This is a genomic window from Janthinobacterium sp. SUN120 (assembly GCF_030397735.1).
GTDB lineage: Bacteria > Pseudomonadota > Gammaproteobacteria > Burkholderiales > Burkholderiaceae_D > Janthinobacterium > Janthinobacterium kumbetense.
In genome coordinates this window covers 399,950-414,202 of record NZ_JAPUBW010000003.1, presented here as the reverse complement: position 1 = coordinate 414,202, position 14,253 = coordinate 399,950, and the positions used below count along the sequence as shown (strand labels likewise).

Genomic DNA, 14,253 nt, shown 5'->3' with positions numbered 1-14,253 from the left:
GTACGAATAGTACGGCGAGGCGCTGCAACGCAGCCATGGGCCCTGTGCTGCGCACGACTAATTCATGACGTTGAGCTCTTCCGTGCGGCGCGGCGGATAGGTTTCCCACTTGTTGCAGCCCGGGCAATGCCAATAGAACTGGCGCGCCTTGAACCCGCAGTGGCTGCATTGGTAGCGGGCCAGCTTCTGCGTATAGCCGTGCACGAGGTTTTTCACCATCGACAGCTCCGACCAGATGGCGGCCGGCGCATCCATCATGCGCGCTTCCAGCAGTTTATCCAGGCCCAGCAGGGTCGGCGTGCGGCGCAGCTCGGCGCTGACCAGCTGTTTCGCCGCTTCCACGCCGTCGAGCTCGATGACGGCCTTGAAGACGACTTCGATCAAGTCGATCGACGACGCCTCTTCCAGGTAGGAGCGCAGCAGGTTGACGCCTTCCTGTGGACGGCCCAGCTTGGTATAACCATCCATCAGGCGCTGCGCCACCAGTGCCACGTGCGGCACGCTTTGCTGCTCCACGCGGCGCCAGGTGGTCAGCGCGCCTTCCACGTCGCCGCGCGCCAGCAGCACGTCGCCCGTCAGGATGGTGGCGCGCACGCTCTTGCGGTCCGTCTGCAAGGCTTTTTCCAGCAGCGGCATGGCTTCGTCCGGCTTCATGTGCACCAGCGCGTCATGCGCCAGTTCGCAATAGAACTGGGCGATTTCCTTCTGGCGCGCGCCGGCGCCCGATTCCTGCAAGCCCACGGCCGCTTCGATGGCGCGTGGCCATTCCTTTTCGCGCTGGTAGATTTCCAGCAGCGCGCGGCGCGCCTGGGCCGCATATTGCGTGTCGACCAGGCTGTTGAAGGTTTCTTCGGCTCGGTCCAGCAGACCCGCCTTCAGGTAATCCATGCCCAGCTCATAGGCAGCATGGCCCTGCTGCTCCAGCGGCAAGTCCGGGCGTGCCAGCAAGTTCTGGTGCACGCGGATGGCGCGCTCCGTCTCGCCGCGGCGGCGGAACAGGTTACCCAGGGCAAAGTGCATATCGGCCGATTCCGGGTCCAGCTTGACGACTTCGATGAAGGCGTCGATGGCCTTGTCGTGCTGTTCATTGAGCAGGAAATTCAAGCCCTTGAAGTAATTGCGCGGCAGGCTGCGCGATTCGGACACCAGTTGATGAATGTCAACACGCGCGGCAATCCAGCCCAGCGCGAAAAACACGGGGATACCCAAGAGCCACCAGAGTTCAAAATCCATGCGATTGTTTTTATTCGAGTAAGAGAGATAGGAGCGATGGCGCCGCTTACTGCGCGCTCACGCTGTCCGGTTGCGGCTGGACATTGCTGGCCACGCCAACGGTTTGCAGCGCGGCAATGGTGGTTTTTTGCTTGCTCGCTTCGCGGCGGTGACGGAACACGGTCGGCGTCAGGGCCAGTACGCCCAGGCTGGCGCCGGCGACAAAAAAGCCCAGCAGCATCAGGACCAGGGGGCCGCGAATTTCATAATTGAGGAAAACATGCAGGTCGACAACCTGCGCATTCTTCAGCGCAAAACTGAAGAACAGGACGAAGAGAACACAGCCAACGATGGTGGAGATGATTTTCATCGATAGGTCCAAAGAAAGCTACACAAGGTGGTGTGAATGCCGACAGGGCATAAACTTAGAACATATTAACAAAAAAAAGCGGCATCCAAGGACGCCGCTCTTTGTGTCGCCTTCCAGCAGACGATTAATCCTCGATGATCGGTTGTCCGACCATCGCGTCCACCCGCTCGCGCAACTGTTTGCCCGGCTTGAAGTGGGGTACCCGTTTTTCGGGAACCATCACCTTGTCGCCGGATTTCGGGTTGCGGCCGATGCGCGGGGGCCTGCTGTTCAGGGCAAAACTGCCAAAACCGCGGATCTCGATACGCTGACCAGTCGCCAGGGCGTTGGTCATCGCATCGAGAATGGTCTTGACGGCATACTCCGCATCTTTCGCCACCAGCTGAGAATAACGCTCAGCGAGGCGGTTGATCAGCTCGGACTTTGTCATCTGCCGTATCCGCAGTCTTAGTTCTTGTTATCGAACTTAGCTTTCAACAAGGCGCCCAGGCTGGTGGTGCCCGAAGCTGCGTTGTTGTCGGTAGCTGCCATCTTCTGCATGGCTTCCTGGGTTTCAACGTTGTCTTTCGCTTTGATCGACAGTTGGATACCACGGGCTTTACGGTCGATGTTCAGAACCATTGCTTCGACGGTGTCGCCGACTTTCAGGTGCGTACCAGCATCTTCAACGCGGTCGCGCGAGATTTCGGAAGCGCGCAGGTAGCCTTCAACTTCTTCGGACAGTTGGATCACGGCGCCTTTAGGCTCAACCGATTTAACGGTACCGGTTACCAGCGAGCCTTTGTCGTTCATGGCTGCGAAGTTGTTGAATGGGTCACCTTCCAGTTGCTTGACGCCCAGGGAAACGCGCTCGCGCTCAACGTCGATGGCCAGAACGATGGCTTCCAGTTCGTCACCTTTCTTGAAGCGACGCACGGCTTCTTCGCCGGTTTCGGTCCAGGACAGGTCGGACAGGTGCACCAGACCGTCGATGTTGCCGGCCAGGCCGATGAACACGCCGAAGTCGGTGATCGATTTGATCGCGCCGCGGACTTTGTCACCTTTCTTATGGGTAACACCGAAGTCGTCCCATGGATTGGCTTTGCACTGTTTCATGCCCAGCGAAATACGACGACGCTCTTCGTCGATTTCCAGAACCATCACTTCTACTTCGTCGCCCAGTTGGACAACTTTGTTAGGAGCAACGTTTTTGTTCGTCCAGTCCATTTCGGAAACGTGTACCAGACCTTCGATACCCTGCTCCACTTCAACGAACGCGCCGTAGTCGGTCAGGTTCGTTACTTTACCGAACAGACGGGTGCTTTGTGGGTAACGACGGGACAGACCGGTCCAAGGATCGTCGCCCAGTTGTTTCACGCCCAGCGAAACACGGTTTTTCTCTTGATCGTATTTCAGGACTTTGGCGGTGATTTCCTGGCCAACCGTCAGAACTTCCGACGGGTGACGTACACGGCGCCATGCCAGGTCGGTGATGTGCAGCAGGCCATCGATACCGCCCAGATCCACGAACGCGCCGTAGTCGGTGATATTTTTGACGACGCCGGTCACGACCGTGCCTTCTTTCAGCGTTTCCATCAGTTTCTGACGCTCTTCGCCCATCGAAGCTTCGATGACGGCGCGGCGGGACAGAACCACGTTGTTACGCTTGCGATCCAGCTTGATCACTTTGAATTCGAGGGTTTTGCCTTCGAATGGGGTGGTGTCTTTGACAGGACGGGTATCAACCAGCGAGCCCGGCAGGAATGCGCGGATGCCGTTGGTCAACACGGTCAGACCGCCTTTGACTTTACCATTGACGGTACCGACGACGATTTCGCCCGATTCCATCGCTTTTTCCAGAGCCAGCCACGAAGCCAGACGCTTGGCTTTGTCGCGCGACAGGATGGTATCGCCGAAACCGTTTTCCAGCGATTCGATCGCCACGGAAACGAAGTCACCAACTTTGACTTCCAGTTCGCCGTGGTCGTTCTTGAATTCTTCGACAGGGATGAATGCTTCGGATTTGAGGCCAGCGTTCACGATCACGAAATTGTGGTCGAGGCGCACGACTTCAGCGGAAATAACTTCGCCGGAGCGCATATCTTGACGCGACAACGATTCCTCGAAGAGCGCAGCAAAACTTTCCATACCGGTAGATTCGTTAGTTGTAACAGTAGACATAGGGTTCACACAGGTTATCCAGCAGAGATCGCACGATGCGACTTAAACTGGGTTAGGTTTTTGACACACCCGGACAGGCCAGGAGCCGTCAACGGGCACCACATAGCACGCACTACACATCAATACACGCTATTTTGCTGCTTATTTTGCAACTGCGGCATACCATTTCAACACGGTTTCAACAGCATCATCTGCCGTCATGGCCGAGGTATCGAGGACATGCGCCCCTTCCGCGGGGACCAGCGGCGCAATCGCACGGTGAGTATCACGTTCGTCCCGCGCCTGCAAATCCATCAGAAGGTCTTCCATATTAGCAGAAAAACCCTTGTCTATCAATTGCTTGTAGCGCCGTTGCGCGCGCGCCTCGACGCTGGCGGTCAGGAACACCTTCAATGGGGCATGCGGGAAGATCACCGTGCCCATGTCGCGTCCGTCGGCCACCAGGCCCGGCGTCTTGCGAAAGCCCAGCTGCAAACCGACCAAGGCATGGCGAACCGTTGGCAATACGGCAATTTTCGACGCCGTATTCCCCACTTCTTCGGCGCGGATCTGCTCGGTGACATTTTCATGCGCCAGCAGGATCTCGCCGCCCGCAAAATGACAGGGCAAGTGTTCGGCCAGCTTGGCCAGCGCGTGCTCGTCGCGCAAGTCCGTGCCGCGGCGCAGCGCGCTCAAGGCCGTCAGGCGGTACAGCGCGCCCGAGTCCAGGTAATGAAAGCCCAGCTTGTCTGCCACGCGGTGCGCCACCGTGCCCTTGCCGGAAGCGGTGGGGCCGTCGATGGCGATGACTGGGATGTTGGAGGTCGGCATAGTGTTGGCAATCAATTAAATCAAAGTGTCTTTGGCAATCCCCGCGAAGGCGGCGAAATACTCGGGGAAGGTCTTGGCCACGCATTTCGGGTCCTTGATGCGCATCTCGTTGCCGCGGCGCGCGGCGCCGTCCAGCGAGGCCAGCGAAAAGCACATGGCCATGCGGTGGTCGTCATACGTGTCGATGGTGGCGGCATGAATCTGCGCCGGCGGCGTCACGCGCAGGTAATCGGCGCCCTCTTCCACTTCCGCGCCCAGCTTGCGCAACTCCGTTGCCATGGCGGCCAGGCGGTCCGTCTCTTTTACGCGCCAGCTGGCGATATTGCGCAAGGTGGACGTGCCATCCGCGTACAGGGCGGCCACGGCGATCGTCATGGCCGCGTCGGGGATATGGTTAAAGTCCATGTCGACGGCTTTCAGGACGCCGTTGGAACGGGCTTCGATCCAGTTCTCGCCCATGGTGATGGTCGCGCCCATCTGCTGCAAGGCTTCGACGAAGCGCACGTCGCCCTGGATGCTGTCGCGCCCCACGCCTTCCACGCGCACGGGACCGCCGCCGATGGCGCCGGCCGCCAGGAAATACGAGGCCGACGAAGCGTCGCCTTCCACGTGGATGGTGCCCGGGCTTTGGTATTGCTGGCCCGGCTGCACGGTGAACGACTGCCAGCCGTCATGTTCGACCGTCACGCCGAAACGGCGCATCAGGTTCAGGGTGATCTCGATGTACGGCTTCGAAATCAGCTCGCCCGTGACATCGATGGTGACGGCATGGTCGCGCGCCATCAACGGCGCCACCATCAAGAGGGCCGTCAGGAACTGGCTCGACACGTTGCCGCGCACGGCGATGCGCTGCGCGTGGATGTGGCCGCGGCGGATGCGCAGCGGCGGGAAGCCCTGCTCGCCCGTGTATTCGATCTGCGTGCCGACGGCGTTCAGCGCGTCGACCAGGTCGCCGATCGGGCGCTCGTGCATGCGCGACACGCCGTGCAAGGTGTAGTCGCCGCCGATGACGGCCAGCGCCGCCGTCAGCGGGCGGATCGCCGTGCCCGCATTGCCCATGAAGAGGTCAGCCTCGTGGTGCGGGAACACGCCGCCGCAGCCTTCCACGTGGTGGATCTGGTGCGCGGTGGCCGGGTCGCCCTGCAACTCGTCCTGCGTCCATTTGACGCCCAGCGACGTCAGGGCCGTCAGCATGACGAAGGTGTCGTCGGAGGCGAGCAGGTCGACGATCTTCGTCGTGCCCTTGGCCAGCGCGGCCAGCAGCAGCACGCGGTTGGAAATGCTTTTCGAGCCGGGCAAGCGCACCGTGCCCTCGGCGTGCATCACCGGTTTCAAGTCGATATGGTGGGGGTAGTGCTTGGTCTGGGTCATGCTGGAATCCTTGATATTTATTGTGCGGGCGGGGGAGTTTCCGCCGTCTCGATCGCCTCGATCCATTGCTGCCGCGCGTGCTGGGCGTTCGCGTACACGCCCTCGATGGCGGCGCCGTCGTGCGCGGCCAGGTGGGCGCGCAAGGTCGTCAACTGCGCCAGGTAGGCGTCCAGTTCGTGCAGCAGCGCCGGCTGGTTGGCCAGGCTGATGTCGCGCCACATTTCCGGCGATGAGCCGGCGATGCGCGTAAAGTCGCGAAAGCCGCTGGCCGCGTATTGAAACAGCAGGCCCGCGTGCGGTTTGTTGGCGATGTCGTCGACCAGCGCAAAGGCCAGCAAATGCGGCAGATGGCTGACGGCGGCAAACACCTTGTCATGTTCTTCGGGCGTCAACGTGTGCAGGATGGCGCCGCAGGCACGCCAGGCGGCCGCCACGCGCTCGACGTCGTCCGCGGCGTTTTCCGCCAGCGGCGTGAGCACCACTTTCTTGCCTTGATACAGATCAATGATGGCGGCGTCGGGACCATTCGTCTCGCGCCCCGCGATCGGGTGGCCGGGCACGAACTGGCCCACCTTGCCGCCAAGCGCCGCGCGCGCGGCCGCCACCACGTCGCTCTTCGTGCTGCCCCCATCGGTGACGATGGTGCCGGGCTGCAGGTGCGGCGCGATGGATGCCAGGATGGGACCCGTCTGCGCCACGGGCGCAGCCAGCAGCACCAGGTCGGCGCCATGCAAGGCTTGCGCCATGTCGCCGCCGATTTCATCGATGATACCCAGTTCGAGCGCGCGCACCATCGAGGCGGGCGAGCGGCCCATGCCGACTACGGTTTGAACCGCGCCCGCGTGTTTCAAGGCGCGCGCGAACGAGCCGCCGATCAGGCCTATGCCAAAAATGACGACCTTCTTCAGTGCAGGCGTCGTCATGGCGTCAGGCCAGCGCTTTCGTCAGCGCGGCGATGAAGATGGCGTTTTCCTGCGGCAGGCCGATGGAAATGCGCAGCCATTGCGGCAAGCCATAGCTGCCCACGGGGCGCACGATCACGCCCTGTTTCAGCAGCGCCAGGTTCACGCGCGCGCCCGCTTCATCATCGTCGCCCACCTTCACCAGCACGAAATTGCCGTGCGACGGCACGTATTCCAGGCCCAGTTGCGCAAACGCTTCCGTAAACTGCTGGTAGCCGGCCGCGTTGTTGCGCGCGCTTTGCTCGAGGAAGGCCTTGTCGTTCAGGGCGGCAATCGCGGCCGCTTGCGCCAGCGAATTGACGTTGAATGGCTGGCGGATGCGGTTCATCAGGTCCGTCAGCACCGGCTGGGCGATGGCGAAGCCGATGCGCAGGCCGGCCAGGCCATACGCCTTCGACAGAGTGCGCGAGACCACAAGGTTCGGATACTGGCGCACCCACGCCGTCGATTCGTACTGGTCGTCGGCCGACAGGAATTCGTTGTAGGCCTCGTCCAGCACGACGACGACATGCGCCGGCACTTTCTGCAGGAAGGCTTCGAGCTGCGCCGCCGTCAGGAAGGTGCCGGTCGGGTTGTTCGGGTTGGCGATGAAAATCAGACGCGTGTCGTCGGCAATCGCCGCCGCCATGGCGTCCAGGTCATGGCCATAGGCTTGCGCCGGGACGACGATGTGGCGCGCGCCCAGGCCTTGCGTGGCCAGCGCGTACACGGCGAACGAATACTGCGAGTACACGACGGATTCGCCATGCTGCACAAACGCGTGCGCGGCGATTTCCAGGATGTCGTTGCTGCCGTTGCCCAGGGTGATCCAGTCGGCCGGCACGTCATAGCGCTTCGACAGCACGGCTTTCAAGTCGAAGCCGTTGGCGTCCGGGTAGCGGCCCAGGTCATCGATGGCGGCGATCATCGCCTGCTTGGCCGATTCCGGCATGCCGTACGGGTTTTCATTCGACGCCAGCTTGACGATGGCTGCCTCGTCGAGGCCGAACTCGCGCGCGACTTCCGCGATCGGTTTGCCGCTCTGGTAAGGGGCGATGGCGCGGACGTATTCTGGACCGATATTTTTAGACATGGTGTTCTTTAAAAAAGTGGGTGATTGTAAGAATAGCTACAGCTTCACAGGCTGACAGGATATGACCCCAGCACCTTGAAAAACGCCGCATTGCTTTGCAGCTCGGCCAGCGCCTGGGCGACGGCTGCGTCGTGCACGTGGCCCTCCACGTCGACATAGAAATAATACTCCCAGCTGCCCATGCGCGCCGGGCGCGACTCGAAGCGCGTCATCGACACGCCGTGTTTCGCCAGGGGCGCCAGCAACTGGTACACGGCGCCCGCCTTGTTCGGCACGGCCAGCACCAGCGACGTCTGGTCCTTGCCCGACGGCGCCGTCTGCAAGGTGCCAACGACGGCAAAGCGCGTGCGGTTGTGCGGGTCGTCCTGGATATGGCCCTTGACCACGCCCAGCTTGTACTGCGCGCCCGCCAATTCGCTGGCGATGGCCGCCACCGTGCCGTCTTCGCCGGCCATGCGGGCCGCCTCGGCGTTCGAGGCCACGGCATGACGCGCGATGTGCGGGTAATTCTGGTTCAGCCACACCTGGCACTGCGCCAGCGCCTGCGAATGGGCGCAGATGGCGGTGACGCCATCCATGTTGCCGCTCTTCGTCATCAGGCTGTGGTGCACGGCGATCGCCACCTCGCCGCTGATGATGAGACTCGTCTGCAGCATCATGTCCAGGGTGCGGTTGACGGCGCCTTCCGAGGAATTTTCAATCGGCACCACGCCGAAATCCGCCGTTCCCGCCTCGGCGGAGCGGAATACTTCGTCGATGGACGCGCATGGCAAGCCTTCCACGGCGCTGCCGAACTGCTGGTACACGGCCTGTTCGCTGAAAGTGCCGGCCGGACCAAGGTACGCCACGGTGACCCGCTTTTCCAGCGAGCGGCAGGACGACATGATTTCGCGGAAGATGGTCTGCACTTCGCGGTCGCCCATGGGGCCGGGATTGCGTTCGGCCACGCCGCGCAGCACCTGCGCCTCGCGCTCGGGGCGGAACACGGGCGCCTGCGTTTCAGCCTTCACGTGGCCCACTTGCTGGGCGATTTGCGCGCGGCGGTTCAGCAGTTCGAGGATTTGCGCGTCGATCGCATCGATCTGTTCGCGCAGCGGTTTCAATTTATCGGTCATGGTTGGTTTGTTTCGTCAGCTGTACTTCAATCATGGCCGCGCGGCCTGCGCCGGCGGCGGGCCGGCGCGGTCGTCTAGGCGACTCAGCGTCCGGCAAACTCGTTCAAATAGTTGACCAGGGCTTGCACGCCCTCGATCGGCATCGCGTTATAAATCGATGCACGCATGCCGCCGACGGACTTGTGGCCCTTCAGTTGCAGCAGGCCGCGCTGTTTCGCGCCGGCCAGGAATGCGTCGTTCAGACTTTCATCGCGCAGATAGAACGGGATGGTCATGCGCGAGCGATATTCTGGGGCGACCCGGTTCTGGTAAAAGTCGTCCGCATCGAGCGCCGCGTACAGCAGCGCCGCTTTCTCAATATTACGCTGTTCCATGGCTGCAACGCCACCCTGGCGTTTGAGCCACTGGAAAACCAGGCCGGCGATATAGATGCCGTAGGTAGGCGGCGTGTTGTACATCGACTCATGTTCGGCCACGATGCTCCAGTCGAAGGCCGACGGGCAGATCGGCAGCGCCTTGCCCAGCAAGTCTTCGCGCACGATGACCAGGGTCAGGCCGGCCGGGCCGATATTTTTCTGCGCGCCGCCAAAGATGACGCCATATTGCGATACATCAATAACACGCGACAAAATGTGCGACGACATGTCGGCCACGATGGTGGTCCCGGACGGCACGTTCGGCGCCTGCTGGAATTCCACGCCGTCGATGGTTTCATTGGTGCAGATGTGCAGGTAGGCGGCGCCTGGCGTCAACTGCCATTCGGCGACCGGCGGCACGCCCGTGAAACGGGCGGCCTTGGACGACGCGGCCACGTTGACGTTGGCGTACTTGGCCGCTTCCTGGATCGACTTGCCGGACCACGAGCCCGTGTGCACGAAGTCCACGGTGGCCGGCTGCTGCGCGGCCAGGCCCACCAGGTTCATGGGAATGATGGCGTTCTCGCCCAGGCCACCGCCCTGCAGGAACAGGATCTTGTAGTTCTCGGGCACGGCCAGCAGCTCGCGCAGGTCGGCCACTGCCTGCTGGTAGATGGAAATGAATTCGGGACCACGGTGGCTCATTTCCATCACCGACATGCCACTACCATGCCAGTCCTGCATCTCGGCAGCTGCTTGCGCCAGCACTTCCTTGGGCAGGACGGCGGGGCCGGCGGAAAAATTGTAGATATGGGTCACGATACGGTCCTTGGCAAAATGGAAATCTTATTGGGGCGACTGCGTGGCCGCCCGCATGACCTGGTCCAGCACCGCATTCACGCGCGGGATCAGCACGCGCTGGCTGATGGCCATCGATTCGGCAGACAGTTGCGGCATGGTGGCCAGCATCTTGCGGCCCAGCGGCGTCTTGTAGAAGGTCGTCAGCTGCTCGACTTCGGGCACCGTGTAGAAGCGCGCGTACAGGGGAACCATTTCGGCGGCCAGCTCGTCGATCAGGGTCGGATCGGCCAGCACCTGTGTCAGGGTGGCGATGGCCAGGGGGATTTCTTCCTCGGCGCTGGCCAGCGCGCGCGCCTTGCGCTGCTCGTCCAGGTTCGGGTTGCTGCTGATTTGCTGCTGCGCCGACTGGCGGATCATGGCCGGCACCGATTGCAGCATCTGGTCGAAGATGTTGCGCGTCAGTTGCGGAAACTGCATCGCGTCGAGCATGCGCCGCACGGCCACCTTCATGGCGGGGCTGGGCGCCGCCTGGCGGGCGGGCGTGGCTTGCGTGCTCTGGGCCAGGGCCGGCAGGGTCGCAAGGAAGGCCAGCGAAAACGCGGCGAAGAAGGTGGCGACGATTTTTCTCATGGCATGCGGGACTTTACAAAAGCGGGGAACTATCTGGGGGTACGCAGGCTGGCGCCGCAACTGGCACGCCAACAGCAATTGGGGCTCCCGAAAGAGCCCCAATCATCTTACTCCGGCTGCGCCGGGTCGACAGGATCGGCCGGTTCAGCCGCTGCCGGCGCGGCCGCAGCCTCCTGGCCCGCCTCCGTCGTCAGCTCGACTTCGTCGATATCCGTCTCCACCACGCGCTGCAGGCCGGACAGCTTGGTGCCGTCTTCCACGGCGATCAGGGTCACGCCCTGCGTCGCGCGGCCCATCTCGCGGATTTCCGACACGCGGGTGCGGATCAATACGCCACCGGTGGTGATCAGCATGATTTCATCGCTGGTATCGACCAGGGTCGCGGCAACCACTTTACCGTTGCGCTCGCTGGTCTGGATGGCGATCATGCCTTTCGTGCCACGGCCATGGCGCGTGTACTCGGTGATCGGCGTACGCTTGCCGTAGCCGTTTTCCGTGGCCGTCAGCACCGACTGCTGCTCGTTCTCGGCCACCAGCAGGGCGATCACGTGCTGGCCTTCTTCCAGGTTCATGCCGCGCACGCCGCGCGCCGTACGGCCCATCGGACGCACGTCGTTTTCGTCGAAGCGCACTGCCTTGCCCGAATCGGAGAACAGCATCACGTCGTGCTGGCCGTCGGTCAGCGCCGCGCCGATCAGGAAGTCGCCGTCGTCCAGGTCGACCGCGATGATGCCGGCCTTGCGTGGATTGCTGAAGTCCTTCAGCGGCGTCTTCTTGACGGTACCGAGGCTGGTCGACATGAACACGTAATGGTCTTCCGGGAACGTGCGGTTCTCGCCCGACAGCGGCAGGATCACGGTGATCTTTTCGTTGTCCTGCAGCGGGAACATGTTGACGATCGGCTTGCCGCGCGAATTGCGCGAGCCTTGCGGCACTTCCCACACCTTCAGCCAGTACATGCGGCCACGATCCGAGAAGCACAGGATGTAGTCGTGCGTGTTGGCGATGAACAGCTGGTCGATCCAGTCTTCCTCTTTCGTCGCCATGGCCTGCTTGCCGCGGCCGCCGCGCTTCTGCGCGCGGTATTCGGTGATCGGCTGGGCCTTCATGTAGCCCGTGTGCGACAGGGTCACGACCATGTCCTGCGGGGTGATCAAATCTTCCGTTTCCAGGTCGGTCGCATTCAACTCGATCTGCGAGCGGCGCACGTCCTTGTTGCCGGCGCCGTATTCGTTCTTCGCCGCCGTCATTTCGTCGGTGATGATGACGGTGACGCGTTCCGGCTTGGCCAGGATGTCGAGCAAGTCGGCGATGTGTTCCATCACGTCCTTGTACTCGTTGACGATCTTGTCCTGTTCCAGGCCGGTCAGGCGCTGCAGGCGCATTTGCAGAATTTCCTGCGCCTGGTCGTCCGACAGCTTGTACAGGCCATCGCCCTGCATGCCATAGTGCTTCGGCAGGTTTTCCGGACGGTAGGCGTCGATGCCGCCTGGCGTCGAGCCGTCGCCCGTGCGGGCCAGCATTTCGCGCACGACGGACGAATCCCAGGCCTTGGCCATCAGTTCGACCTTGGCGATCGGCGGCGTCGGCGCGGCCTTGATGATGGCGATGAAGTCATCGATGTTGGCCAGCGCGACAGCCAGGCCTTCCAATACGTGACCGCGTTCGCGCGCCTTGCGCAGTTCGAACACGGTGCGGCGCGTCACCACTTCGCGGCGGTGCGACAGGAAGCATTGCAGCATCTGCTTGAGGTTCAGCAGCTTCGGCTGGCCATCGACCAGGGCCACCATGTTCATGCCGAAGGTGTCTTGCAACTGGGTCTGCTTGTACAGGTTGTTCAGCACCACTTCCGGCACTTCGCCCCGTTTCAGCTCGATCACCACGCGCATGCCCGACTTGTCGGATTCGTCGCGGATGTCGGAAATGCCGTCGAGCTTCTTGTCGCGCACGTTTTCAGCGATGCGTTCCAGCAAGGATTTCTTGTTGACCTGGAATGGCAGCTCATCGACGATGATGGCGATGCGGCCGCCATCCTTGCCGTATTCTTCGAAGTGGGTCTTGGCGCGCATAACGACACGGCCGCGGCCCGTGCGGTAGCCGTCGCGCACGCCGGACACGCCATAGATGATGCCGGCCGTCGGGAAGTCCGGCGCCGGAATCAGCTCGATCAATTCATCGATCGTGCACTCGGGGTTGCGCAGCACGTGCAGCGCGCCGTCGATGACTTCGGTAATGTTGTGTGGCGGAATGTTCGTCGCCATGCCGACCGCGATACCGGACGAGCCATTGATCAGCAGGTTCGGGATACGCGTCGGCAAGACCGTCGGTTCCTTTTCCTTGCCATCGTAGTTGGGCTGGAAGTCGACGGTGTCCTTGTCGATATCGGCCAGCAGTTCGCTGGCGATCTTGTCCAGGCGGCACTCGGTGTAACGCATCGCCGCGGCGCCGTCGCCGTCGACAGAACCGAAGTTGCCCTGGCCATCGACGAGCATGTAGCGCAGCGAGAAATCCTGCGCCATGCGCACCAGCGTGTCGTAGATCGAGGCATCGCCGTGGGGATGGTATTTACCCATGGTTTCGCCGACCACGCGGGCGCACTTGACGTAAGGGCGGTTCCACACGTTGTTCATTTCATGCATCGCGAACAAGACGCGGCGGTGCACTGGCTTCAAGCCATCGCGCGCATCGGGCAAGGCGCGACCGACGATCACGCTCATGGCGTAATCGAGGTAGCTCTTGCGCATCTCTTCTTCGAGGGAAATAGGAATTGTTTCTTTTGCGAATTGATCCATTGGCGGTTCGACTGATCTCAGGCTGTGGTTAACTTATCTGTTACGCAATGTATGACGCAATACTGCATATCCTGGGTGGCTGTCGTCGTGGACGCCGCGCCGCGCGCTGCTGGCGCGGCCCGGCTTCCATGTCGCAGAGTGCCGGAACAAATCGGCGGGCTGGCGGCACGGCCAGTACGTGTACCGCAGTGGTACGAGCTGGCCATGCAGTGCCGCCGTGGGCATTTGCCCGACACTCTTAACAGTCAAGCGCACGATTTTAGCATGCGCGCCCAGCTACCTGTACAAATTGGCCATACCAACAAGATTGGCAGTTTGCACCGGAGCCGTGCAGCCTGACCTCTCGATAATGCACAATGGCAATACCAGTTCAAGATACCTGCCCTTAAAAGAGGCAAAAAAAGCGATCAATTGTTACAGACGCGTTACAAATGGGCATTTTCGTTGCGCAAAAACAACGCGCGGTCTAAAATCGGGCAAGCTTTGATTTAACCACGGTCGTGCGCCCCTGATGCGTGTGGCAAAATGACTGGGAAGTTAATTGCTAGTTTCGCAATCTGAAACGAGCGCATATGGTCTACATGATAAAATCTTGGCACGTA

Annotated in this window: 12 protein-coding genes; all 12 read right to left on the bottom strand. The window is 61.5% G+C overall.

Annotation, left to right across the window (positions count from 1 at the left end; translation table 11 throughout):
- Positions 1-57: 57 nt before the first annotated feature.
- The 12 genes from lapB to gyrA all read right to left on the bottom strand — a co-directional run bounded on the left by lapB (position 58) and on the right by gyrA (position 13,651).
- Positions 58-1,233, bottom strand: a complete 1,176-nt coding sequence (lapB, locus tag O0879_RS19760; protein WP_077400762.1) for a lipopolysaccharide assembly protein LapB — start codon at positions 1,231-1,233, stop codon at positions 58-60.
- Positions 1,234-1,279: 46 nt separating this feature from the next.
- The gene (locus O0879_RS19755) at positions 1,280-1,582 is read right to left on the bottom strand and encodes a LapA family protein (protein WP_077400759.1); all 303 of its coding nucleotides are present in this window, start codon (positions 1,580-1,582) and stop codon (positions 1,280-1,282) included.
- A 124-nt stretch (positions 1,583-1,706) separates the two neighbouring features.
- A complete protein-coding gene (locus O0879_RS19750; RefSeq protein ID WP_008446215.1) occupies positions 1,707-2,012 on the bottom strand; it encodes an integration host factor subunit beta in 306 nt (101 codons plus the stop codon).
- 17 nt (positions 2,013-2,029) lie between these two features.
- Positions 2,030-3,742, bottom strand: coding sequence for a 30S ribosomal protein S1 (gene rpsA, locus O0879_RS19745; protein ID WP_071650172.1), 1,713 nt, complete (start codon positions 3,740-3,742; stop codon positions 2,030-2,032).
- A 141-nt stretch (positions 3,743-3,883) separates the two neighbouring features.
- Positions 3,884-4,552 (bottom strand): (d)CMP kinase, encoded by a 669-nt coding sequence (gene cmk, locus O0879_RS19740; protein WP_099665145.1) that lies wholly within the window; start codon positions 4,550-4,552, stop codon positions 3,884-3,886.
- A gap of 15 nt (positions 4,553-4,567) precedes the next feature.
- Entirely contained in the window at positions 4,568-5,923 is a 1,356-nt protein-coding gene (gene aroA / locus O0879_RS19735; protein WP_289918308.1) for a 3-phosphoshikimate 1-carboxyvinyltransferase, read from the bottom strand.
- Positions 5,924-5,940: 17 nt separating this feature from the next.
- Positions 5,941-6,846 (bottom strand): prephenate dehydrogenase/arogenate dehydrogenase family protein, encoded by a 906-nt coding sequence (locus O0879_RS19730; protein WP_289918307.1) that lies wholly within the window; start codon positions 6,844-6,846, stop codon positions 5,941-5,943.
- A 4-nt stretch (positions 6,847-6,850) separates the two neighbouring features.
- Positions 6,851-7,957 (bottom strand): histidinol-phosphate transaminase, encoded by a 1,107-nt coding sequence (gene hisC / locus O0879_RS19725; RefSeq protein ID WP_251349948.1) that lies wholly within the window; start codon positions 7,955-7,957, stop codon positions 6,851-6,853.
- A 44-nt stretch (positions 7,958-8,001) separates the two neighbouring features.
- The gene (gene pheA, locus O0879_RS19720; RefSeq protein ID WP_077400751.1) at positions 8,002-9,072 is read right to left on the bottom strand and encodes a prephenate dehydratase; all 1,071 of its coding nucleotides are present in this window, start codon (positions 9,070-9,072) and stop codon (positions 8,002-8,004) included.
- Between the two features lie 83 nt (positions 9,073-9,155).
- Positions 9,156-10,247 (bottom strand): 3-phosphoserine/phosphohydroxythreonine transaminase, encoded by a 1,092-nt coding sequence (serC, locus tag O0879_RS19715; protein ID WP_289918306.1) that lies wholly within the window; start codon positions 10,245-10,247, stop codon positions 9,156-9,158.
- Between the two features lie 27 nt (positions 10,248-10,274).
- Positions 10,275-10,859: a DUF2059 domain-containing protein gene (locus O0879_RS19710; protein WP_251349946.1), complete on the bottom strand. Its 585-nt coding sequence runs from the start codon at positions 10,857-10,859 to the stop codon at positions 10,275-10,277.
- A gap of 107 nt (positions 10,860-10,966) precedes the next feature.
- Positions 10,967-13,651, bottom strand: a complete 2,685-nt coding sequence (gyrA, locus tag O0879_RS19705) for a DNA gyrase subunit A (protein WP_251349945.1) — start codon at positions 13,649-13,651, stop codon at positions 10,967-10,969.
- Between the last annotated feature and the right edge of the window lie 602 nt (positions 13,652-14,253).